Genomic DNA, 21,638 nt, shown 5'->3' on the forward strand with positions numbered 1-21,638 from the left:
TTTATGGGTTTTTTTGGGGGGGGGGGGGGGGGCCCGCGCGCCCCCGGGGGGGGGGGCGGGGGGGGGGCGCCCCCCCCGCCCCGAGGCTTGGGCCAGGGCTCAGGAGCTGGAGCGGCGGGAGCCGCCCAGGGCTTCCTTGACGGGCGACGCCGCGTCGCTGGCGGTGCGGTTGGCGATCTCGGTCAGGGCCTTGGCCTGCGCGGTGACGGCGTCGAACGAGCGGCGCGCGTGCGTGGCCTGCAGCTCGACGGCCTCCGAGAGCGACCGGACGCCCGACAGCGCCTTGAAGTAGCCGAGGGTCGCGTCGGCGTTCGTCTGCATCGCCTGCAGCAGCGTCTCCGAGAAGGCCCTCATGCCCTTCGCGGCGGCCTGCCCGCTCGTCTCCATGCCGGCCTTCACGGCGTCGGCGTTGGACTGGAAGCTCGCATAGGCGCTGCGGGCCTGGCCCATCTGCTTGGCGGCCATGTCCTGCATGGAGCCCGGCAGCCTGCCGGGCAGGAAGGCGGAGAATTGCGGCGCGACGGCCTTGAAGGGCTCCATCACGGCTTCGAAGGCGGCCAGCACGTCAGGCGAGGACGGGGCGGGCTTCGACGGCGCGGATGCGGTGGCGGCCGGCTTGGCGGCGCTGACGGCGGCCTTGACCGCCTCGGCGGCGACCTCGACCTTCGCGGCCGGAGCGGCGACGGCCGCCTTGGAGACGCTGGCCTCGAGCGCCACCGGGATCACCGGCTTCGCGGCCGGGCCCGACACGGCGTGCGCCGCGGCCGCGACCTTGGCGGCGGCCTTGACGGGAGCGGCGGGCTTGGCGGAGGCGGCGGGCGCAGGCTTGGCCGACGCCTTGGCGATGACGGGCTTGGCGGCCACGGGCTTGGCGGCGACGGGCTTGGCGGCGACGGACTTGGCGGAGGCCGGCTTGGCGTTCGGCGCCTTGGCGGCGGCCGGCTTGGCGGCGGGAGCCGCGACGGGCGGCTTGGCTTCGGTCTTGGTCACGGGCATGGCGGGTTCCGGAGTCTTGACGGGCTCGGGCGCTCTCGCGACCGAGGGCGCATGGACGGGTTTGGGCTCGGCCGCCTGAGCCGGGGCCTTGGCCGCGACGGCGGCCGGCGCCTTGGCGGGCGCGGCGGCCTTGGGCTGGACCCGGCTGGCCGGGACGACGGGCGTGGAGGGCTTCACGGCCAGCGGGCTCGGCTTGACGGCCGGCGCCGTCGCGGCCGGCGCGGGCGCCGGGGTCGGCTTCACGGACGCCGGTTCGGCGGCGACGGGCGCGGGCGCCTCGCTCTTCGGAGCGGGCGCCGCTGCGGCGGGCGCTGCTGGGGCGGGCGCGGCCTGCACGGCGGGCCTGCTGTCGAAAAGCGGCGCGGGGGCGGCCGGCTTCACGTCCCTGGCGGGCTTTTTGGCGGGGGCGTTCTGATCGGAGCTGGCGCCCTTGGCGCGCGGCTTGTCGGTTGCTGGCATGGTGGACCTCTATCCTTCGACGCCACGGACTCGCGCCGTGGCCGGATGGGGCCGCCAATTCCATGGGAGCCGTGCTCCCCGGCGGGAGTCGCGCTCCCGAGCCGCCCCTGGCAGCAGGTTCCGGGACGGCGACGCCGCCCCGGTACGCGGAACGCTCTTTACTTGCGCTTCATGCCTTCGGCGGCCTTCTGCACCGTCGCCTGGGCGTCGGCCGTGGCCTTCTGGAAGTTGGCCTGAGCCTCGGTCGCGGCCTTCTGGACCGTGGACTGCATGGTCGCGCCGAGATCCTGGAGCTGGCTCTGGAGGGCGGCGATCTGCGCCTTCACGAACTCGCTCTGGTGCTGCATGACCTCCTGCACGTCCTTGGCGCGGACGAGCTTCTGGGCCAACTCGAAAGCGGCGCCGACATTCTGCTCAGCGTAGCCGATCGCCTTGGTGGCGATGTCCTTGCCGGTGCTCTGAACGGTGGTCGCCTGGTTCTCGGCGGTCGAGACGGCCTTGTTGGCGGCGCCCAGGAAACCGTCGAAGGCCTTCTTGGCCTGCTCGACGCTCTTCTCGGCGAAGTCGCGCATCTCATTGGGGATTTCGTAGTTGATCGGGCCCTGCGCCATGGCGCGTATCCTCACGCGGAGCCATGATGCGGATCCCGCCACGGCGAGGCTCCTGTTCGCGTGGCGGTATTGGATTGTGCACTGCACACATAATGCTGCATTGCACAATCGTCAAGCACTTCCTGCGACATTAACGCTGTCGCCAATCCCTTGCATCCGGGAGCGCCGCCGTGTTGGACCTGATCGCCCGGACGACATTATATTAAGGGGTTGTTAGGGATATGAGAGCGGGCTAAAGCCTGCGCAAGGGAAGAGGTCAGGCTTGTCGGACATCGCCGACCAGGGGGCGCGCGCGGATCGGGCCGCCGTCGATCAGGAATTGGCCGCGCTCGACGAGCGAGGCCAGGCCGTGGTCGTGCTCGCCGGCGGCGGCGACCGCGTGCTGTGGGCCACCTCGAGCGGCGCGGCGCTGTTCGGCTTTCGCGACCCCGCCGAGCTGACGGCCGCCGTTCTGGACCCTCGCAGCTTCCCGGTGGAGCGCTTCGCCGAGCTCGCCCGCGGCGCTGCGCCGGAAACCGGCGCGCGGCTGGAGAGGCTCCGGCTGTCCGTGGGCCGCAGGATCGAGCTGGCCACCTTCGCGTGCCGCCGCGCCACGCTGGCGGACGGCGAGCCCGTGCTCGTGGCCATCGCCATGAACGGTCCGGTCCGCGCCGCCGGGTGGCGCTCGCCGCGCTCCGCGCTGGCGCCGCCCGCCTTCGCCCGCGCGCCTGCTCCCGGCGGGGTCCAGGCGCCGGCGCGGGTCGACGCCGCGGCCCTGCGGGCCCGGTTCGGCGGGCGCAGCCTGGCGCGCTTCACCTGGCGCACCGACGGCCAGCACCGCCTGGAGGACATCTCGGCGGATTTCGCCCGGGCGGTGGGCGAAGCCCATGCGCCCAAGGCCGGCGAGGATTTCGGCGCGCTCGACCATTATGGCGTCGAGGGCGGCTGCGCCGACTTCGCCGCCGCCCTGGGGCGCGGGCAGACCTTCACCGGGGTGGAGGTGATCTGGCCGGTCGCCGGCGCGGACCGCGAAGGCGTCGTCGTGGCGCTTTCGGGCGTTCCGACCTTCGATCGCGACCGGGGCTTCACAGGCTATCGCGGCTTCGGGGTCGTCCATCTGGATTCCCTCGCTCCGCTCAGCGCGCCGCCCGCGGAGCCGACCGCCGCCGCTTCCGCGGACGAGGCGGCGGCGCCCGTCGAAACGCCCCCTCCTGCGGCTGCGCCGCCCGCGGAGGCGCCGCGCGACATTCTTTCGCTGACGAGCCCGGCCGCCGACGGTGCGGCGGCGCGCAGCGTCGAAGACCTTCCCGCGCCCCCGGCCGAGGCCGCTCCCGAGCAGGACGTCGCCGAGCAGGAGCCGGAGGCCGTCGCGCCCTCGGCCGAGGGCGAGGCGGGCCGGGACGAGGATCCCGCTCCGCCCCCCGCCCCTGACGCGTCCCAAGCCGCCCCGCGCCCGACGCGCACGGCGCCCATGCCCTTCGTTGTCAGCGGCTCGGCCCACGCCACGCTCGGGACCGGCAAGGTGGTGCCGCTGCGCACCGGCTTCGTCCGGGCGCCGGACCCGGCGCTCGGCGCTCCGGGGCTGAGCCGGAGCGAGCGCCATGCGTTCCGGGAGATCGCCCGCGCCCTCGGCGCGCGGGTCGAGGGCGACGAGACGCAGGACGCCGACTCCCTGCCGTCCTCCCCGACGCCCGAGCCGAACGACGAGGCCGCCGCCGAGAGCTTCGGCCCTGAACCCACGAGCGCGGATGCGACGGCGCAGGAGCGCGAGGCCGCCTTCGCCGCCGACGCCGCGCCCCCCGCCCACGAGCCGGACGAACCGGATCTCTTCGCGGCGGCGGAGCCGGAGAGCGCGGCGTCCGTCGAGCCTCCCCGGCCCGACCCGCTCCCGCCCGGGCCCGAGCTGTCCGATCTGGCGCGCAACGCGGAGACCATCTTCGACCGCATCCCGGTGGGCGTCCTGGTCAGCCGGGGCGACGTGCCGATCGTGATGAACCGCACGCTCCTGGACGTGCTCGGCTATGAGGACATCGACGCCTTCCATGCCGAAGGCGGCATGGGCAAGCTGTTCCTCGGCAGGCCCGCCGACAGCCTGGAGACCCTGCCGGAAGGGTCGGCCGTCGTGCTGGCCACCCGCGAGGGCGAGGGCGTGGAGGTCGACGCCCGGCTGCAGTCGATCGTCTGGGACGGCCTGCCCGCCACCCTGATGTCGTTCAGGCGCGCCATCGACGGGGCGGCGCTCCCCAAGGTCAAGGCGATGGAGCTCGACCTGAAGCGCCGGATGGGCGAGGCGCGCGAGCTGCGCGCCATCCTGGACACCGCCACGGACGGGGTGATCGTCATCGACGAGGCCGGGCGCGTGCTGTCCCTCAACCGCGCCGGCGAGGCGCTGTTCGGCTACGACCAGAACGAGGTCGCGGGCGAGACCTTCATCACGCTGTTCGCGCCCGACAGCCACGCCCTGGCGCTCGACTATCTGGAGGGCCTCAAGGCCAACGGCGTGGCGAGCGTGCTGAATGACGGCCGCGAGGTGGTCGGGCGCGTGCGGCAGGGCGGCCGCATCCCGCTGTTCATGACCCTGGGCGCGATCAGCGACCTTCCCGACCGCAAGTTCTGCGCGGTGCTGCGCGACATCACGCCGTGGAAGAAGGCCGAAAGCGACCTGCTGGAGGCCAAGCGCGCGGCCGAGCACGCCAGCGCCCAGAAGTCCGACTTCCTGGCCAAGATCAGCCACGAGGTGCGCACGCCGCTGTCCGCCATCATCGGCTTCGCCGAGGTGATGATCGAGGAGCGCTTCGGGCCGATCGGCAACGAGCGCTACCTGGAGTATCTGCGCGACATCCACGCCTCGGGCGGGCACGTGATCAGCCTGGTCAACGATCTCCTCGACCTGTCCAAGATCGAGGCCGGACGGTTCGACCTCAACTTCATCAGCGTCGACGCGAACGAGATCGTGAGCCGGTCGGTCGCCATGATGCAGCCGCAGGCCGGCGCGGGCCGAGTGGTGCTGCGCACCAGCCTGAGCCAGCGCCTCCCGCATGTGGTGGCGGACGAGCGGTCGCTGCGCCAGATCGTGCTGAACATCCTGTCCAATGCGGTGAAGTTCACCGATCCGGGCGGGCAGGTGATCGTCTCGACCGCCTTCACGGACCGGGGCGAGGTCGCCCTGCGGGTCCGCGACACCGGCATCGGCATGACCGAGAAGGAGATCGAGACCGCGCTGGAGCCGTTCCGGCAGGTCTCGACCGCGCGGCGCGCCGGCGGCACGGGGCTGGGGCTGCCGCTCACCAAGGCGCTCGTGGAGGCGAACCGGGCGGCGCTGACCATCCGCTCCGAGAAGGATTCAGGCACGCTCGTGGAAGTGACGTTCCCGACCACCCGCGTGCTGTCCGAATAGGAGCGCAGGCCGCGCCGCGGCCCGTCGACGCTGGGCGGATCCCCCCGTCCGGCCGCACGTTGTCGCGCAGGCCTGACGTGAATGGAGGACTGGTCGTGGGCGAGGAGCGGGTAGGACGAAGCGAGGTCCGCGAGGGAGCGCGCCGCTGGGCGCCGCGGCTGGGCGCCATGCTGCTGGGAGCGGCTCTCGCCCTGCCGGACGCCGGGCCCGCCTCCGCCCGCGAGTGCACTTGGGGCCAGCCGGGCTATCGAGACTGCGTCGACGGCGAGATCGCGCACCGCAGCCGGCGGGTGAAGTCCGGCGACCGCAGCGCCATCTACAAGACCGCGCCGGTGCGCCGGCGGCCGGGCACGCTCACGCCCATCGAGCCGGTTCCCGGTCCGCAGCCCTCGCGGGTGGACGGCCGGCCCATCCCGAGCCAGGAACACCGGCTCGACGCGATCAGCCGCCAGAACATGCGGCGGGACGCGATCCCGAACCCGATCCAGGCGCCGGACTCGCGCATCAACACCATCCCGGGCCGGATCTGCCCCAACAACATCTGCTGACGGCCGCGCCCACATTGCCGAAAGTTCATCCGCCGGCCAGCCTCGCGTGAGGGCGGCCATGATCTGATCCTCTCAGCCAAGGTCCCGCACGGACCCGAGCTCCCAGAGGAGACACCACCATGGCGAACAGACGGAACAAGGTCATCATGGGCGGCGTCGCCGCCGTCCTTCTGGCCGGCGGGCTGACGGCCGCCGCCGCCCACGGCATGGGCCATGGCTGGGGCGGGCATGGCGGGCGCATGGGCGGCATGATGGGCGAGCGGTTCTGCGCCTCGTCGGAGGCGCTCGCGCCGCGCGTCGCCGGCCGGCTGGAGGCCGCGCTGAAGCCCACCGACGCCCAGAAGGCGGATTTCGAGGCGCTGCGGAAGGCCATGGGCGACGCCGAAGGCAAGCTGAAGGCGGGCTGCCCCACCGCGGCCGAACGCGCCGACCGCACGCCTCCCGGCCGGCTCGCGCTCGCCGAGAAGCGCATGGCGGCGGGGCTCGACGCCCTGCGGACGGTGAGGCCGCCCTTCGACGCCCTCTACGCCAAGCTGGACGACAAGCAGCGCGACTCGCTGCGCTGGATGCGGCCCGGGCCGATGTTCGGCGAAGACGGCCCCGGCTGGCGCCAGGGTCACTTTTGGAGCCGCGGCGAGCGAGCCAACTGAAACGGAGGACGTTTCCGACCGAAGAAGGCTGGAGAGTCAGTGTGAAATCGAAGCGGCCGCCGCTGATTAGCGGCGGTGCGCCGTCTGTGCCGCCAAGGAAGCGCTGCTTCCCGAGGTCTCACGTTCAGTAGAGCACCACCGAGCGGATCGACTTGCCCTCGTGCATCAGGTCGAAGCCCTCATTGATGCGCTCCAGCGGCATCGTGTGGGTGATCAGGTCGTCGATGTTGATCTTGCCGTCCATGTACCAGTCGACGATGCGCGGCACGTCGGTGCGGCCGCGGGCGCCGCCGAAGGCCGAGCCTTTCCAGACGCGGCCGGTGACGAGCTGGAACGGCCGGGTGGCGATCTCGGCGCCCGCGGGCGCCACACCGATGATGATCGACTGGCCCCAGCCCTTGTGGCAGCACTCCAGCGCCTGGCGCATCACCTGGACGTTCCCGGTGCAGTCGAACGAGTAGTCGGCCCCGCCCTTGGTGAGCTCGACCAGATGCGCGACGAGGTCCCCGCCGACCTCCTTGGGGTTCACGAAATCGGTCATGCCGAATTTCGTGGCGAGCTCCCGCTTGGACGGGTTCACGTCGACGCCGACGATCTGCTCGGCTCCCACGAGCCGCAGACCCTGGATGACGTTGAGGCCGATGCCGCCGAGCCCGAACACGACCGCCCGGGCGCCGGCCTCGACCTTGGCGGTCCAGATCACCGCGCCGATGCCGGTGGTGACGCCGCAGCCGATGTAGCAGACCTTGTCGAAGGGCGCGTCCGGCCGGATCTTCGCCACCGCGATCTCGGGCACGACGATGTAGTTGGAGAAGGTCGAGGTGCCCATGTAATGGAGCACGGACTTGCCCTCGAACCGGAAGCGGCTGGAGCCGTCCGGCATCAGGCCCCTGCCCTGGGTGACGCGGATCTTCTGGCAGAGATTGGTCTTGCGCGAGAGGCAGTACTCGCACTCGCGGCATTCGGGCGTGTAGAGCGGGATGACGTGGTCGCCCTTGCGCAGCGAGCTGACCCCGGGGCCGCAATCCACCACGACGCCCGCGCCCTCGTGCCCGAGCACGGCCGGGAACAGGCCCTCCGGGTCGGCGCCCGAGAGCGTGTAGGCGTCCGTGTGGCAGATGCCGGTCGCCTTCACTTCGATGAGGACCTCGCCGGCCTTCGGGCCCTCCAGATCCAACTCCACGATCTCGAGAGGCTTGTTGGCGGCGAAGGCGACGGCGGCGCGGGTCTTCATGAACAATCTCCGGTTGTATTCAGGGAGAATATCGCGCCCGCGCGCGACGGTCATGCGCGATCGTGGTCGTCACGGCGACGGGCCGGAGCCGAGTCGCCGCGGCTCGATCTGTCGGCGCAAGGAAAGCAACACGTTCCGGTTCTCTGAAATGAGAGCGGGGCGACCCCTTGCGGCGGCTGCAACGCGTCACCATCCTTTGCTTATTGGGGTCCGGGACCCTCTGGTAGTCTCCGTCGAGACTGCGATGTCGGACTCTTCCACCTGTCAGGCGCGTGACAACGCTCTGCTCTTGGGAGTTCGACATGCATTATACCTCCAGCTTCGGCGCTGATCGTCCTGCCGGCGAGGCCGCGCGCGCATCGCGGGCCGAGTCGCTGCGGCGCCTCGACGCCCTCGCCCGCCTGCTGGACAGCGCGGTCGCGATCCCGGGCACCCGGATCAGATTCGGCGCGGACGCCGTTCTCAACGTGATCCCCGGCCTCGGCCTGCTCGCCGCCAAGAGCGTCTCCGCATACCTGATCTGGGAAGCGCGCCGGCTGGGCGCGCCCGCGCCCCTGCTGGCGCGCATGGTCGGGCACGTGGCCCTGGACGCCGCCCTGAGCGCCCTGCCGGTGATCGGCTGGTTCGGCGACGTGTTCTACCGGGCCAATCTGAAGAACATGGCGCTGCTGCGCGCCTTCCTGGCCGACGACGCCGGCGCGCACGCGCCGTGGCGCCGCGGCCGGCCCGTGGGCTGAAAAGCCCGCCCTTCGTCTCCCCGCACGATCTCTCGGTTTCGATTCAGCCCACAGGAGGACTCCGCATGCCCACCCGCAACGCCAGCCGCCATACGTCCATGCAGGACTATCTTCACGACCTGCAGGGGGCCGAGGCCGAGCTGATCTTCGAGGCCGTCGTGGCCGCCTGCGCGGTCATCGCCTATGCGGACGGATGGGTCACCCCCGACGAGGAGCGCCGCATGGCGGGCCTGATCCGCAATTCCGAAACGCTGAGCGGCTTTGGAGCCGGCGATCTCGCGCACGCCTTCGAGGAGGCGACCGCGCGTTTCGAGGAGGACCACGACGGCGCCGAGGCATCGGCGCTGGCCTCCATCGGTCGCCTGAAGGGGCGCGCCCGCGACGCCGAGATGCTGGTGCGCATCTGTTGCGCGGTGGCCTCCGCCGACGGTTCGTTCGACGGCGAGGAACGCCGCGCCGCGACCCGGATCTGCAAGGCGCTTGGCCTCGATCCGGCCCGGTTCGACCTGCTCGACGCGGCCTAGCCTCAGCCGCGGGCTAGTGCCCGCCGCCCGCCGCGGCGCCTGGCTTGGGGGGCGCGGGCTTGCGCAGGAAGACGACCAGAAGGGCCGTGACCAGGAACAGGCCCGTGAGAAGGGTGAACGCGTCGGCGAAGGCCATGACCTGCGCCTCGCGCCGCACCAGGCCGGCCAGCCGCTTCACGCCCGCAAGCTCCGCGTCCGAACCCAGGCGGGACAGCGAGCCCTGGATGGCCGCCAAGGTCTCGACCGCCGCGTTGCGGCTCCAGTTCACCGTCTCGTGCAGGCGCGCGAGATGCAGGTCCATGCGGTCGTTGATGACCGTGTTGATGATCGCGAGACCGACCGCGCCGCCCAGGTTGCGGGTGAGATTGTAGAGGCCGGAGGCGTTCTTCAGCCGGGCCGGCGGCAGCGTGCCGAGGGCGAGGTTGTTGATCGGCACCATGCAGAACATCAGCGACACCCCGCGCAGAACCTGCGGCAGCAGCAGCTCGCCGAAGTCCCAGTCCTTGGTCAGCCCCGAGGCGATGAAGGTGCCGGAGGCGAAGCCGATCAGCCCGAAGAACAGCATCACGCGCGGATCGAGCTTCGACGACAGGCGTCCGGCCACGGGGGCGGTGAAGAACATGCACAGGCCCGTGACGAACATGGTCTCGCCGATCTGCAGCGCCGAGTAGCCGCGCACCCGCCCGAGATAGAGCGGATACAGGTAGGTGAGGCCGTAGAGGCCGATGCCCAGGATGAACGAGAACAGGGACCCGCCCGCGAAGTTGCGGTCCTTGAAGGCGCGCAGGTCGACGATCGGCTCCTCGGCCGTCAGCACGCGCCAGAAGAACGCGACGGCCGCCGCCGCCATGGCGACGGTGAAGACCACGATCAGCGGCTCCTCGAACCAGTCCTTGGTCGGGCCTTCCTCCAGCACATATTCGAGGCTGCCGAGGAACGTCCCCATGAAGGCGAGGCCCCACCAGTCGAAGCGGTCCATCAGCGAGAGGTCCGGCTTGTCGAAGTCCACCAGCGTGTAGGTCGCGATGGTGACGGCGACGCCCGGAATGACGTTGACCAGGAAGAGCCAGTGCCAGGAGAACAGCTCCGTGAGATAGCCGCCCACCGTGGGGCCGATCGTGGGCGCCAGCGTCGCCACCAGGCCGATGATGGGCGACACGACGTTGCGCTTGGACGGCGGGAAGATCGTGAAGGCGGCCGCGAACACGCTGGGGATCATGCCGCCGCCGATGAAGCCCTGGATGGCGCGGTAGACGATCATCTGCTCCAGGCTTGTGGCGGTGGCGCAGAGCGCGCTCGCGAGCGTGAAGCCGGCCGCCGATGCGGCGAACAGGTAGCGCGTCGAGAAGGCCCGCCCGAGGAAGCCGGACAGCGGGATCATGATCACTTCGGCGATCAGGTAGGCGGTCTGCACCCACGAGATTTCATCCGCCGAAGCCGACAGGCCGGCCTGGATCTCGGCCAGCGAGGCCGAAACGATCTGAATGTCCAGGATGGCCATGAACATGCCGAAGACCATGGCCATGAAGGCGATGAGGCGCTTCGGATCGATGCGGTCGGGGTTCGTGGCCGCGGCGGGGCGCGCCGGGGCCGGGAGAACTTTCGCCGTGGCGGTTGCGTCAGTCATCGCGTGTGCTCCGCTCGCGCTCCAAAGCTGAGCTTGCGGCTAATCTCAAGCCCCTCATCCTGAGGAGCAGACCCGCTCGGGTCTGCGTCTCGAAGGACGAGGGCTCCAGCAAATCGAGCGTTCTGGACCCCTCGTCCTTCGAGACACATCGCCAAGGGGCGATGTTCCTCAGGATGAGGGGCATTGGGATCAGGGCCGCCCATCCGGCCTGCCCTTGCCCCCCGCCTCACTCCGCCTTGGCGCTGCGGGTAGGCTCCGCCGCCGCGGCCGAGACCGGGCCTTCGCCGTCGCGCTTGGTCCAGACATTGGCGACGACGCTCAGGCCGGGGCGCAGCAGGCCCTGGCGGGCGACGTCCTCCGGCACCGCGATGCGCACGGGCACGCGCTGGACGATCTTGGTGAAGTTGCCGGTGGCGTTCTCGGGCGGCAGCAGGCTGAAGATCGAGCCCGACGCCGGCGCGAAGCTCAGCACGTGGCCTTCCAGCTTGCGGCCGGGCAGCGCGTCGACCTCGACGTCGACCTTCTGGCCGGCCTCGATCCGGGCGAGCTGCGTCTCCTTGAAGTTGGCCTCGACATAGACCGAGCCGAGCGGCACCAGGGCGGCGAGGCGCGCGCCGGGCTGGACATAGTTGCCCACCTCGACGGCCCGGTTGCCGATGACGCCGTCGACGGGCGCGGTCACGACCGTGAAGGAAAGGTCCCGCTCGGCCTTGGCGAGCGCGGTCCGAAGCTCGTCCAGCGTGCGGCGGGCTTCCTGCTCCTGCGCGCGGGCCACGGCGATGTTGGCGTCGGCGGCGTCGAGCGCGGCCTTGGCCGAGTCGACATTGGCGGCCGCCCGGTCGTGGTCGGCGCGGGTCTGGTCGAGACGCTGCTTGGAGCCGAAGTCGCTGGCCGCCAGGGCCTGGGCTCGGGCGAAATCCGCCTGGGCGCGGACCTGCTCGGCCTGGGCCGCCGCCAGCTGGGCGCGGGCCTGCCCGAGCCCGGCGGTCAGCGCCTCGACCTGGCGGCCGATGCGGTCGATCGTGGCCTGCTGGGTGTCCACCTTGCCGCGCGCGGCCTCGACGGCCAGCCTGTAGTCGCCGTCGTCGATGCGCGCCACCACGTCGCCCGCCTTCACGGCGGCGTTGTTGGCGAATGGCACGGCGGTGACGTAGCCCGGCACCTTGGCGGCGAGCGTGGTGACGTCCGCCTTCACATAGGCGTCGTCGGTGGAGACGATGAAGCGGCCATGCGTCCACCAGCCATAGCCGAACCAGCCGCCGCCGCCCGCCGCGGCGAGCAGCAGCGCCGTCAGGACGGCGCGCTTGCGGGAGCGCTTGGGCGGCAGGACCTGTCCGTCCAGCCCGCGTTCGGCGGCCGGTCCGTCCCGCTTCGCCACGAGCGATCCCGCGGAGGGCTGCGCGGCGGGCATGGCCTCGGGCCCCCGCTCCCGCACTTTCACCTGATCCTGCGCCTCGTCTCCAAGCAGAGCCTTGCCTTCGTGGAGAGCTGCGCCAGACTCGTCGGACATCGAAAAACTCCCCGGGCGCGTCACGCGGCCCGTCTGATCCCTGGACGCCCGTGGCGTCCGCCATCGAACCGAACGGTTCGGTCATTCACATCTTGCAATATGGGGCTTCAGCGGCGATATCAAGAGGTGACCGAACCGTTCGGTCATTTTTCGGAGAACGACCCCACGATGAGCGGCAGCTCCCCCACCCTGCGGGATCCCGATCCCACGGCCGACGCGCCCCAGTCCGTCATCGGCTCCGATCCCGCCAAGCGGCGGCAGATCGTCGACGGCGCGCGCGCGATCTTCCTGGAGAGGGGCTTCGAGGGGGCCAGCATGGGCGAGATCGCCCGGCGCGCCGGCGTCTCCAAGGGAACGCTCTATGTCTATTTCCAGAACAAGGAACAGCTGTTCTGCGCCATCATGGACGAGGAGCGCCGGCTCCATCTGGACCGGCTCGGCTCGCTCGATCCGGATCGCGACCTCAGGGAGGTGCTGGTCCAGTTCGGCCGCAGCCTCGTCATCTTCATCCTGAAGAGCAAGACCGTCGCCGGCATGAGGGCCGCGATCGCGATCGCCGAGCGGATGCCGGATGTCGGGCGCGCCTTCTACGAGCGCGGGCCGGCGACCACCATCAAGACCATGGCGGCGTTCCTCGACCGCAAGGTCGCCCAGGGCGAGCTCTCGATCCGCGACACCCGGCTTGCGGCCAACCAGCTGCTGGACCTCTACCAGACCTCGCTCGTGCGCCCCGCCCTCTTCGGGCTGGAGCCCTCACCCGAGGAGTTCGACGCCAAGGTGCAGACCGTGGTGGAGGCGGCGGTCGATCTCTTCCTGCGCGCGCACCGGCGCGACGACGGCGGCGAAGGCCGGAGCTGAGACGCCGTCGCCGCCTGTGCGATGGCGCACAGGCGGCCCCGCCAGGGCGTGGTTGAAGGACTCCAGCGAACGCAAGAGTCGCGCGGAGATCCTCATGGCTCGTATCGACAGTCTCTTCATCAGCGCGGCCCTGCTCTACGCCATCCTGGGCGTCGGGCTCGGCATCGGCATGGGTATGGCGGAGAACTTCGCCTACGCCCACCTGCATGCGCATATCAACCTGCTCGGATGGGCGACCCTGGCGCTGTACGGCGTCGTGCATCGCTGCTGGCCGGAGCTGCGCCGCAGCAGGCTCGCGACGGTCCAGTTCTGGCTGGCGATGGCCGGGCTGCCGGTGTTCCTGATCGGCCTGCCCTTCGCGCAGTTCCACCAGAACCCGGCCGGCGCGATCGTGGGCTCGCTGATGATCTTCAGCGGCGCCATCCTGTTCTTCGCGCTGTTCGCGCGCTGCGCCTGGAGCGGCGCGCGGCTTTCGGCGGAACCCCTCGCGGGGGCGCGCCCGCGCGGAGCCTGAGCCTCGGCATTCGGCCCCTTCGGAAGCCCCCGAAGGCGCGCCCGGCCGGTCCCCCCGGCCGGGCTTTCGTTTGGGCTCAGTTGGCCGTGACCCCGGCCGACTTCAGGACGGGCGTCCAGCGGGCGACTTCGGCGGCCACGAAGGTCTTGAGCGCCTCGCGCGTCCTGCCGTTCTCGTCCGGCAGGACGCCGCCGAGATCCTCCAGGCGCTTCTTGGTGGTGGGATCCGCGAGCGCCTTCACGAGGGCGTCGTTGAGCTTGGCGGTGATCTCGGATGACGTGCCCTTGGGCGCGAAGATCGCGTTCCAGGCGCTGACCTGGTAGTCCGGCAGGCCGGCCTCCTTGGTGGTCGGCAGGTCCGGAAGCGCCGGCGAGCGCTCCGGCGTCGCGATGGCGTAGGCCTTGATCGACCCCGCCTTGATCTGCTCGACGAGGTTGACGATCTGGTCGCACATGAAGTCGACCTGGCCGGAGACGAGGTCGTTCAGGGCCGGGCCGGTGCCCTTGTACGGCACGGCGGTCGGCTTGATGCCGAGCTGGACGTTCAGCATCACGCAGGTGGTGTGCGACACCGAGCCGATGCCCGCATGGGCCTCGTTGAGCTTGTCGTTCTGCTGCTTGGCGTAGCTCACGAACTCCTTCAGGTCCTTCGGCGGCAGATCCTTGCGGGCGACGATCACGATGGGAGTGCCGGCCGCCATGCCGACGGTCTCGAAGTCCTTGGTGGGATCGTATTTGAGGTTCGGGTAGAGGGCCGGCGCGGCGCCGTGCGTGCCCATGTGGCCCATCATGATGGTGTAACCGTCCGGCGCGGCCTGGGCCGTGCGGGTCGATCCCGTCGTGCCGCCGGCGCCGGCGACGTTCTCGATCACGATCTGCTGGCCGAGCGTGCGCGACATGTGCTCGCCCACGATGCGGGCGACCACGTCGGTCGGGCCGCCGGCGGCGAACGGCACGATCATGGTGACGGGCTTCGTCGGATAGCCCTGGGCGAAGCCGGGGGCGGCCGTGGCGAGCAGCAGCGCGGCCGCTGCGATGGCGGTGGACTTCATGGCGATCACTCCTGGTGACGGCGCCTTGGCGGCGCGCTCTCGGGCTGGGTCCTGACCGACGGGCCAGGACCGGGGGTGGACCTTCATTCGGTGAAGACCTCGTCGCGTCCCTTCTGGATCGACGGGAGCAGCGCGACGGCCAGCATGACGGCGGCGACGACCAGCAGGCCGGCCGAGACCGGCCGCTCCACGAAGGTGGAGAAGCTGCCGCGCGACAGGATCAGCGCCTGGCGGAGCTTCTCCTCCATCAGCTTGCCGAGCACGAAGCCGAGCAGCAGCGGAGCGGGCTCGAAGCCGAGCTTGATCAGCACATATCCCATGAGCCCGAAAAACGCCGTGAAGAGCACGTCGGACGGGTTGTTGTTGATGGAATAGATGCCGATGCAGCAGAAGATCAGGATGGCGGGGAACATCAGCCGGTAAGGCACCTTCAGGAGCTTCACCCACAGGCCGACCAGCGGCAGGTTGATGATGAGCAGCATCAGGTTGCCCAGCCACATGGACACGACCATGCCCCAGAACAGGCTGGGATTCTTGGTCATGACCTGCGGGCCGGGGATGATCCCGTGGATGGTCATGGCGCCGACCATCAGGGCCATGACGGCGTTGGGCGGAATGCCCAGCGTCAGGAGCGGGATGAAGGCGGTCTGCGCGCCGGCGTTGTTGGCCGATTCCGGCCCGGCGACGCCCTCGATGGCGCCGCGGCCGAAGCGGCGCGGATCCTTGGCGAGCTTCTTCTCCAGCGTGTAGGACGCGAAGGGCCCCAGCACGGCGCCGTTGCCGGGCAGGATGCCCAGGATGGCGCCCAGGCCGGTGCCCCGGATCACGGGCCAGAACGAATCCTTGAAATCCTGCTTGCTCGGCAGCAGCCGGCCGATGGAGCCCTTCATGACGTCGCGGGTCTCGGGGCTCTCCAGATTGCGCAGGATCTCGGCGAAGCCGAAGAGGCCCATCGCCAGCACGGCGAAGTCGACGCCGTCGGAGAGGTCCTGCAGGCCCATCGTCATGCGTTCCTGGCCCGATTCGAGGTCGGTCCCGACGGTGGACAGCAACAGGCCCAGCACGATCATGCCGAGCGCCTTGACGATCGAGCCGCGCGCCAGCACCACGGCGAAGACGAGGCCCATCACCATCAGCGAGAAATATTCGGCCGGGCCGAACAGCAGCGCGAGCTTGGTGAGCGGCAGGCCGAGCGCGGCGATCACCAAAGTGGAGACGCAGCCGGCGAAGAAGGACCCGATGGCGGCGATGCCGAGCGCCACGCCGGCGCGGCCCTGCTTGGCCATCTGGTGGCCGTCCAGCACCGTGACCACCGAGGTGGCCTCGCCCGGGATGTTGACCAGGATGGCCGTGGTGGAGCCGCCATATTGCGCGCCGTAATAGATGCCGGCCAGCATGATCAGCGCGCCAGTGGGATCCACCCCGAAGGTGATCGGCAGCAGGATGGCGATGGTGGCGATCGGCCCGACGCCCGGCAGCACCCCGATGAGCGTGCCGATCAGGCAGCCCACGAAGCACAGCAGGATGTTCACCGGCAGCGGGATCAGGCCGATGAGCGGCACCGAGACAGGCGCCAGCTTCAGGACCGTGGAGAAGCCGAGCGCGAGATTGGCGAAGAGATCCATCGGTCAGCGCTCAACCAAAAGCCAGGACGGGGATCGGCAATCCGAGGATCACCTTGAACAGGACGATGCAGAAGCCGGTCATGACGATCGAGAAGATCGCGGCCTCCTTCCAGCGCACCTCGTCGGTGGCGAAACAACTGATCAGCATGGATGCCGGCCCGGCGACCGCGAGGCCGGCGCTGCGGATCAGCAGGGCGAAGACGATGACCGAGCCGAGGATGAAGAGCGGACCGCGCAGATGCCAGCGCTCCAGCGCCGGCCCCTCGGCGACGAAAGCCAGGACGACGAGCAGCAAGCCCAGCCCGCCGACGATCACGGCGAGCGAGGTGGGCAGCATGCCGGCGCCCATGGCCCGCAGCGTGCCGAGCGGAAGGTCCGATCCCTGCCAGAGCGCGAAGGCCGCGACGGCGACCAGGAACAGCCCGGCGGCGGCGTCCTGCGGATTGCGCAATCCCCTGGCGCGCGAGCCGCCCGCGGGGCTCTCGTGTGTTCCGTCCATCGACCGTTCCCGCCCCAATTCGCCGGATGACGCCTTCGCAGGGGAGCCCTGCCGGCATTTGTAGTTTTCAGCGGTCCTTTTGTTGCAATAGGTTGGCCCAATATCAAGCCGGTTCGGCGGTGAAACCGCGCCGGAGCAGACAGGAAACGCCCATCATGGCCCAAACCGGCAGCAATCGAACCCATCGCGTCGCCGTCATTCCAGGAGACGGAATCGGCAAGGAAACCGTGCCGGAGGGCGTGCGCGTCCTGGAGGCCGCGGCCAAGCGCTTCGGGTTTCAGCTGCAGCTCGACGACTTCGACTTCGCGTCCTGCGACTATTACGCACGCCACGGGCGGATGATGCCGGAGGACTGGAAGGACCGCATCGGCCAGCACGACGCCATCTTCTTCGGCGCCGTGGGCTGGCCGGACACGGTGCCCGACCACGTGTCGCTCTGGGGGTCGCTGATCCTGTTCCGCCGGGAGTTCGACCAGTATGTGAACCTGCGGCCGTGCAAGCTGATGCCCGGCGTTCCCTCCCCGCTGGCCGGCCGCAAGCCCGGCGACATCGACTTCTACGTCGTGCGCGAGAACACCGAGGGCGAGTACTCGTCCGTGGGCGGGCGCATGTTCCCCGGCACCGACCGCGAATTCGTGGTGCAGGAGAGCGTCTTCACGCGCCACGGCACGGACCGGATCCTGAAATTCGCGTTCGATCTCGCCCAGAAGCGCGAGAAGAAGCACCTCACCTCGGCCACCAAGTCGAACGGCATCGCGATCACCATGCCGTATTGGGACGAGCGCGTGGAGGCGATGGCGAAGGCCTATCCGGACGTGCGGTGGGACAAGTACCACATCGACATCCTGACGGCGCATTTCGTGCAGAACCCGGACCGTTTCGACGTGGTCGTCGCGTCCAACCTGTTCGGCGACATCCTGTCGGATCTCGGCCCGGCCTGCACCGGCACGATCGCGATCGCGCCGTCGGGAAACATCAACCCGGAGCGCAACTTCCCGTCGCTGTTCGAGCCGGTGCACGGCTCGGCCCCGGACATCGCCGGCAAGGGCGTCGCCAATCCGATCGGGCAGATCTGGTCGGCCGCCATGATGCTGGAGCATCTGGGCGAGGTCGACGCCGCCCGCGCGATCGTGCAGGCGATCGAGACCGTCCTGTCCGAGCCCAAGCTGCGCACGGGCGACCTCAAGGGCCCGGCCAACACGACCCAGTGCGCCAAGGCCGTGGCGGACGCGCTCGCCTAGGGCTTGGCGGGCGGCGCGGGGGCGGCGGCCGGCCTGCTCCCGCGCCCGGTGAAACATTGGCGATTGTCAATGTCGGGCACGCGGGCTAGGAGACTGGCCTGCCACCGAGCCGGACCCGATGGACATCGCCCCCCAGACCCTCGTCTCGATCCTGCAGATCATCTGGATCGACCTCCTGCTGTCGGGCGACAACGCGGTCGTGATCGCGCTCGCATGCCGCTCGCTGCCGCCGCGCAAGCGCCGCGCCGGCATCGTGCTGGGCGCGAGCGTGGCGGTGCTGCTGCGCATCCTGTTCGCCTTCGTGATCAGCTGGCTCCTGGAGGTTCCGTTCCTCGGGCTGGCGGGCGGAGCGCTGCTGTTCTGGATCGCCGTCAAGCTGGTGACGGGCGAGGACGAGGAGCACGCCGTGAGCGAGAGCGACACGCTCTGGCGCGCGGTGCGCACGATCGCGATCGCGGATGCGGTGATGAGCCTCGACAATGTGGTGGCGATCGCCGCCGCGGCGGACGGCGACGCCAAGCTCTTCGTGTTCGGCCTGCTCGTCTCCATTCCGCTGATCGTGGTCGGGTCGACCCTGATCATGACGCTGATCGCCCGCTTCCCCATCTTCGTATGGGGCGGCGCGGCGCTGCTGGGATGGATCGGCGGAGAGATGATCGTCGGCGATCCGCTGGTCGCGGCGCGGCTGGGCGACACGGCCGCAAGACTGGCCACTCCGGCCGCCGTCGCAGGCGCGGCGCTCGTGGTCGTCGTCGCTGCGGCCTTGCGCGCGAGGCGGTCGGCGGTGCATCACCACTCCTGACACGCCCGCCACCGACTGCGAGACCGACTCCCCATGGACCTGAACTGGCACACCGCGCTCGCGATCCTCGAGGTCGTCTGGGTGAACATCCTCCTGTCGGGCGACAATGCGGTGGTGATCGCCCTGGCCTGCCGGGGGCTCCCCGCGCGCCAGCGGCGCGCCGGACTGGTGCTCGGCGCGGGCGTGGCGGTGCTGCTGCGCATCGTGTTCACCGTCATCGTGGCCAAGCTTCTGTCGACGCCTTTCCTGCGCATCATCGGCTCGATCCTGCTCCTGTGGGTGGCGGTGAAGCTGATCGCCGAGGACGACGAGGCGGACGACGACGCGGTCAAGGCCAGCGAGAGGCTCCTCAGCGCGATCTGGACCATCGCGGTGGCCGACATGGTGATGAGCCTCGACAACGTGCTGGCGATCGCGGCGATCGCCAAGGACAACATGGCCCTGATGGCGCTCGGCCTGGTGATCTCGATCCCGCTCATCGTGGCCGGCGCCACCCTGATCATGGCGCTCCTGGCGCGGTTCCCGCTGATGGTGTGGGCCGGCGCGGGGCTGCTCGGCTGGGTGGCGGGCGAGATGCTCGACTCGGATCCCTATCTGGTGGAGCGCTTCGGCGAGACGCAGCTGAAGCACCTGGAGATCCCGTTCGCCATCGCCGGGGCGGCGATCGTGCTCGGGGTCGGCTTCGTCATGAAGCGGCGCGCATCCGTGCACGCCGCCTGACCGCCGTGGGCCAGGCCGCGCCGCCGCCCCTGACGCTCAAGGGCATGCTCCTGGGCGCCCGCCTCGTGGCTCCGCTGATCCCGGGCAGCATCGTCTTCGCCGCCGCCTTCGGCACGACGGCCGCCCAGAAGGGCCTCAGCGTGCTCGAGACCATGCTGATGAGCGGGCTGATGTACGCCGGCTCGGCGCAACTGGTCGCGCTGGAGCTGTGGCGCGCCGAGGCCTGGACGGGCGCCGCCATCCTGGCCATCAGCGCGGTCGTGTTCACCGTCAATGCGCGCATGATCCTGCAGGGCGCGTCGCTGCAGCCGTGGATCTATCCGCTTCCCAACCGGGTGCTCTGGCCGAGCCTGGCGCTGTTGACCGACGCCAACTGGCTGATCGGCACGCGCTATCACGCGGATGGCGGGCGGGACGCCGGGGTCCTGATCGGGGCCGGGGTGATGCTGTGGGTGGTGTGGGTCGCCGGCACGCTGCCGGGACGGCTGCTCGGTGGCCTCATGGACCATCCCGAGCGCTTCGGCGTCGACCTCGTGATGCCGATCGTGTTCACCGCCATGGTGGTGCCGCTGTGGAAGGGCCGGCAGGACACGATCTGCTGGACCGTCGCGGCGACGGCCGCGCTGGCCACCGCCTGGCTGTTTCCCGGCTACATGTTCGTGGTCGCGGGCGGCCTCGCAGGCTCGCTGACGGGCGCGGCGCTGGGCGTTCTCGACGACCGCAGGCGGTCCGGCCATGGATAGCGCGGCGTGGTTCGGGCTTTCGGCCGGCTCGCTCGCGGCGATCGCCGCGATGGCGGCGGCGAGCTACCTGTGCCGCGTCCTCGGCGTGATCCTGATGGCGCATGTGCCGCTCACCACGCCGGTGCGGCGGGGGCTGGCCGCCCTGCCGGGCTCGATCATCGTGGCCATCATCGCCCCGCTCGTGGTCCGGGGCGGCCCGGCCGCGCTGGCGGCGCTGGGGGCGGCGCTCACGTCGATGCTGATCAGGCGCAACGAGCTGCTGGCCCTCGCGGTGGGCCTCACGACCGTGACGCTGTTGCGGGCCGCGGGTTTCTAGCCCCAGGCGCGCCGCCGGCCACGGATCGCGGATGTGCTAGCGCTTCAGCCGCTCGGTGATGCGCTTGGTCAGCATGTCCCGCACATGCCGGTAGGCGTCGAGCTTCTGCTCACGGGAGCCCTGCACCAGAGTGGGGTCGGGCGTCGGCCAGTATTCGACGTCGACCGCGCTGGTGCGCGTCAGCTCGAGCGCCTTGTGGTGCGCCTCCGGGCTGAGCGAGATGATGAGGTCGAAGTTCAGCCCCTCCCAGTCCTCGAGCTCCTCGAGCGTCCGGGGCTTGTGCTTGCTGGCGTCGATGCCGATCTCGTCCAGCGCCGCCACCATGAAGGGGTCGGTGTCGCCCTTGCGGGCGCCCGCCGACTGCACATAGACCGACTTGCCGAAATAGTGCCGCGCGACCGCTTCCGCCATGGGGGAGCGCACGGCGTTGTAGGCGCAGGCGAACAGCACTGCGCCGACCCGCCGGCCCGGGGCGCCCTCCTGCATGGTCACCCTTTCCAGTGCAGGGCCATGATCAGCGTGATGAGGCGGCGGGCCGTATCGAAGTCGACCTCGATCTTGCCGTCGAGACGTTGCACGAGCAGTTCCGCAGCCTCGTTGTGCAGCCCGCGGCGGCCCATGTCGATGGCCTCGATCTGGGCGGCGCTGGAGGTGCGGATGGCGGCGTAGTAGCTCTCGCAAACGAGGAAATAGTCCTTCACCACCCGCCGGAAGGGCGCGAGCGAGAGGATATGGGTGATGACGCTGGCGCCCTTCTCGTCGCGGACGTCGAGCGCCAGCTTGCCCTCCAGCAGGCCGATATGGAGCGAATAGGGGCCGCCGTCATGGCCCGGAAGGCCGAAGCAGTTGCACTCGATCAGGTCGTAGATCGCGATCGCGCGCTCATGCTCCTGCTCGGGCGCGGCGCGTCCAATGGAGACGTCGTCGAGGGTCACGGCCGCGAGGCGCTTCGTCGGCTTTGCCGTGCCGCCGGCGTCGTGATCCTGCGCCATCCGTC

The 21,638-nt window shown here is 70.3% G+C and carries 22 protein-coding genes; 12 read left to right on the top strand and 10 right to left on the bottom strand.

Annotated elements, in window-relative coordinates; translation table 11 throughout:
- Nucleotides 1-99 precede the first annotated feature (99 nt).
- Together ACYVO7_RS00005 and ACYVO7_RS00010 are read right to left on the bottom strand one after the other, a co-directional pair.
- Nucleotides 100-1,455 (bottom strand): phasin family protein, encoded by a 1,356-nt coding sequence (locus ACYVO7_RS00005; RefSeq protein ID WP_460447808.1) that lies wholly within the window; start codon nucleotides 1,453-1,455, stop codon nucleotides 100-102.
- A gap of 158 nt (nucleotides 1,456-1,613) precedes the next feature.
- Complete coding sequence (locus ACYVO7_RS00010; protein ID WP_460447809.1) at nucleotides 1,614-2,066, bottom strand: phasin; 453 nt, start codon at nucleotides 2,064-2,066, stop codon at nucleotides 1,614-1,616.
- Between the two features lie 262 nt (nucleotides 2,067-2,328).
- Between ACYVO7_RS00010 and ACYVO7_RS00015 the strand changes: the two genes are divergently transcribed.
- From ACYVO7_RS00015 to ACYVO7_RS00025, 3 genes are all read left to right on the top strand, one after another.
- Nucleotides 2,329-5,442: a PAS domain-containing sensor histidine kinase gene (locus tag ACYVO7_RS00015; protein WP_460447810.1), complete on the top strand. Its 3,114-nt coding sequence runs from the start codon at nucleotides 2,329-2,331 to the stop codon at nucleotides 5,440-5,442.
- 77 nt (nucleotides 5,443-5,519) lie between these two features.
- Entirely contained in the window at nucleotides 5,520-5,990 is a 471-nt protein-coding gene (locus ACYVO7_RS00020) for a hypothetical protein (protein ID WP_460447811.1), read from the top strand.
- A 119-nt stretch (nucleotides 5,991-6,109) separates the two neighbouring features.
- Nucleotides 6,110-6,640 (top strand): Spy/CpxP family protein refolding chaperone, encoded by a 531-nt coding sequence (locus tag ACYVO7_RS00025; RefSeq protein WP_460447812.1) that lies wholly within the window; start codon nucleotides 6,110-6,112, stop codon nucleotides 6,638-6,640.
- A 124-nt stretch (nucleotides 6,641-6,764) separates the two neighbouring features.
- Here the strand turns inward: ACYVO7_RS00025 and ACYVO7_RS00030 are convergent, their stop codons facing one another.
- Nucleotides 6,765-7,874 (bottom strand): S-(hydroxymethyl)glutathione dehydrogenase/class III alcohol dehydrogenase, encoded by a 1,110-nt coding sequence (locus tag ACYVO7_RS00030; RefSeq protein WP_460447813.1) that lies wholly within the window; start codon nucleotides 7,872-7,874, stop codon nucleotides 6,765-6,767.
- 302 nt (nucleotides 7,875-8,176) lie between these two features.
- Between ACYVO7_RS00030 and ACYVO7_RS00035 the strand changes: the two genes are divergently transcribed.
- Both ACYVO7_RS00035 and ACYVO7_RS00040 read left to right on the top strand, forming a co-directional pair.
- Nucleotides 8,177-8,611 (top strand): DUF4112 domain-containing protein, encoded by a 435-nt coding sequence (locus tag ACYVO7_RS00035; protein WP_460447814.1) that lies wholly within the window; start codon nucleotides 8,177-8,179, stop codon nucleotides 8,609-8,611.
- A gap of 65 nt (nucleotides 8,612-8,676) precedes the next feature.
- Entirely contained in the window at nucleotides 8,677-9,135 is a 459-nt protein-coding gene (locus tag ACYVO7_RS00040) for a tellurite resistance TerB family protein (protein ID WP_460447815.1), read from the top strand.
- Between the two features lie 13 nt (nucleotides 9,136-9,148).
- On the opposite strand, the gene ACYVO7_RS00045 is transcribed toward ACYVO7_RS00040, so the two are convergent.
- Both ACYVO7_RS00045 and ACYVO7_RS00050 read right to left on the bottom strand, forming a co-directional pair.
- Complete coding sequence (locus ACYVO7_RS00045; protein WP_460447816.1) at nucleotides 9,149-10,762, bottom strand: DHA2 family efflux MFS transporter permease subunit; 1,614 nt, start codon at nucleotides 10,760-10,762, stop codon at nucleotides 9,149-9,151.
- 226 nt (nucleotides 10,763-10,988) lie between these two features.
- Nucleotides 10,989-12,272, bottom strand: coding sequence for an HlyD family secretion protein (locus tag ACYVO7_RS00050; protein WP_460447817.1), 1,284 nt, complete (start codon nucleotides 12,270-12,272; stop codon nucleotides 10,989-10,991).
- Nucleotides 12,273-12,440: 168 nt separating this feature from the next.
- On the opposite strand from ACYVO7_RS00050, the gene ACYVO7_RS00055 reads away from it, so the two are divergent.
- Nucleotides 12,441-13,130, top strand: a complete 690-nt coding sequence (locus ACYVO7_RS00055) for a TetR/AcrR family transcriptional regulator (RefSeq protein WP_460447818.1) — start codon at nucleotides 12,441-12,443, stop codon at nucleotides 13,128-13,130.
- Between the two features lie 94 nt (nucleotides 13,131-13,224).
- Nucleotides 13,225-13,644, top strand: coding sequence for a hypothetical protein (locus ACYVO7_RS00060; RefSeq protein ID WP_460447819.1), 420 nt, complete (start codon nucleotides 13,225-13,227; stop codon nucleotides 13,642-13,644).
- Nucleotides 13,645-13,720: 76 nt separating this feature from the next.
- Here the strand turns inward: ACYVO7_RS00060 and ACYVO7_RS00065 are convergent, their stop codons facing one another.
- The 3 genes from ACYVO7_RS00065 to ACYVO7_RS00075 form a co-directional block, all read right to left on the bottom strand.
- Nucleotides 13,721-14,695 carry a tripartite tricarboxylate transporter substrate binding protein BugD gene (locus tag ACYVO7_RS00065; protein ID WP_460447820.1) on the bottom strand — a complete coding sequence of 325 codons (975 nt, stop codon included), beginning with the start codon at nucleotides 14,693-14,695 and terminating at the stop codon, nucleotides 13,721-13,723.
- Between the two features lie 83 nt (nucleotides 14,696-14,778).
- Nucleotides 14,779-16,320 carry a tripartite tricarboxylate transporter permease gene (locus ACYVO7_RS00070; RefSeq protein ID WP_460447821.1) on the bottom strand — a complete coding sequence of 514 codons (1,542 nt, stop codon included), beginning with the start codon at nucleotides 16,318-16,320 and terminating at the stop codon, nucleotides 14,779-14,781.
- Between the two features lie 10 nt (nucleotides 16,321-16,330).
- Nucleotides 16,331-16,819 carry a tripartite tricarboxylate transporter TctB family protein gene (locus tag ACYVO7_RS00075; protein ID WP_460447822.1) on the bottom strand — a complete coding sequence of 163 codons (489 nt, stop codon included), beginning with the start codon at nucleotides 16,817-16,819 and terminating at the stop codon, nucleotides 16,331-16,333.
- Between the two features lie 155 nt (nucleotides 16,820-16,974).
- Between ACYVO7_RS00075 and ACYVO7_RS00080 the strand changes: the two genes are divergently transcribed.
- From ACYVO7_RS00080 to ACYVO7_RS00100, 5 genes are all read left to right on the top strand, one after another.
- Nucleotides 16,975-18,060: a tartrate dehydrogenase gene (locus ACYVO7_RS00080; RefSeq protein ID WP_460447823.1), complete on the top strand. Its 1,086-nt coding sequence runs from the start codon at nucleotides 16,975-16,977 to the stop codon at nucleotides 18,058-18,060.
- A gap of 118 nt (nucleotides 18,061-18,178) precedes the next feature.
- Nucleotides 18,179-18,862: a TerC family protein gene (locus ACYVO7_RS00085; RefSeq protein WP_460447824.1), complete on the top strand. Its 684-nt coding sequence runs from the start codon at nucleotides 18,179-18,181 to the stop codon at nucleotides 18,860-18,862.
- A gap of 33 nt (nucleotides 18,863-18,895) precedes the next feature.
- The gene (locus ACYVO7_RS00090; protein ID WP_460447825.1) at nucleotides 18,896-19,582 is read left to right on the top strand and encodes a TerC family protein; all 687 of its coding nucleotides are present in this window, start codon (nucleotides 18,896-18,898) and stop codon (nucleotides 19,580-19,582) included.
- Between the two features lie 5 nt (nucleotides 19,583-19,587).
- Nucleotides 19,588-20,325: an AzlC family ABC transporter permease gene (locus ACYVO7_RS00095; protein ID WP_460447826.1), complete on the top strand. Its 738-nt coding sequence runs from the start codon at nucleotides 19,588-19,590 to the stop codon at nucleotides 20,323-20,325.
- Nucleotides 20,318-20,641 (top strand): AzlD family protein, encoded by a 324-nt coding sequence (locus ACYVO7_RS00100; protein ID WP_460447827.1) that lies wholly within the window; start codon nucleotides 20,318-20,320, stop codon nucleotides 20,639-20,641. The genes ACYVO7_RS00095 and ACYVO7_RS00100 overlap by 8 nt, the downstream gene beginning before the upstream one ends.
- Nucleotides 20,642-20,677: 36 nt before the next feature.
- Here the strand turns inward: ACYVO7_RS00100 and ACYVO7_RS00105 are convergent, their stop codons facing one another.
- Nucleotides 20,678-21,127, bottom strand: coding sequence for an arsenate-mycothiol transferase ArsC (locus ACYVO7_RS00105; RefSeq protein ID WP_460447828.1), 450 nt, complete (start codon nucleotides 21,125-21,127; stop codon nucleotides 20,678-20,680).
- A gap of 2 nt (nucleotides 21,128-21,129) precedes the next feature.
- Nucleotides 21,130-21,633 carry a UPF0262 family protein gene (locus ACYVO7_RS00110; RefSeq protein WP_460447829.1) on the bottom strand — a complete coding sequence of 168 codons (504 nt, stop codon included), beginning with the start codon at nucleotides 21,631-21,633 and terminating at the stop codon, nucleotides 21,130-21,132.
- Nucleotides 21,634-21,638 lie beyond the last annotated feature (5 nt).

The sequence above is a fragment of the Alsobacter sp. SYSU BS001988 genome, from assembly GCF_054796215.1.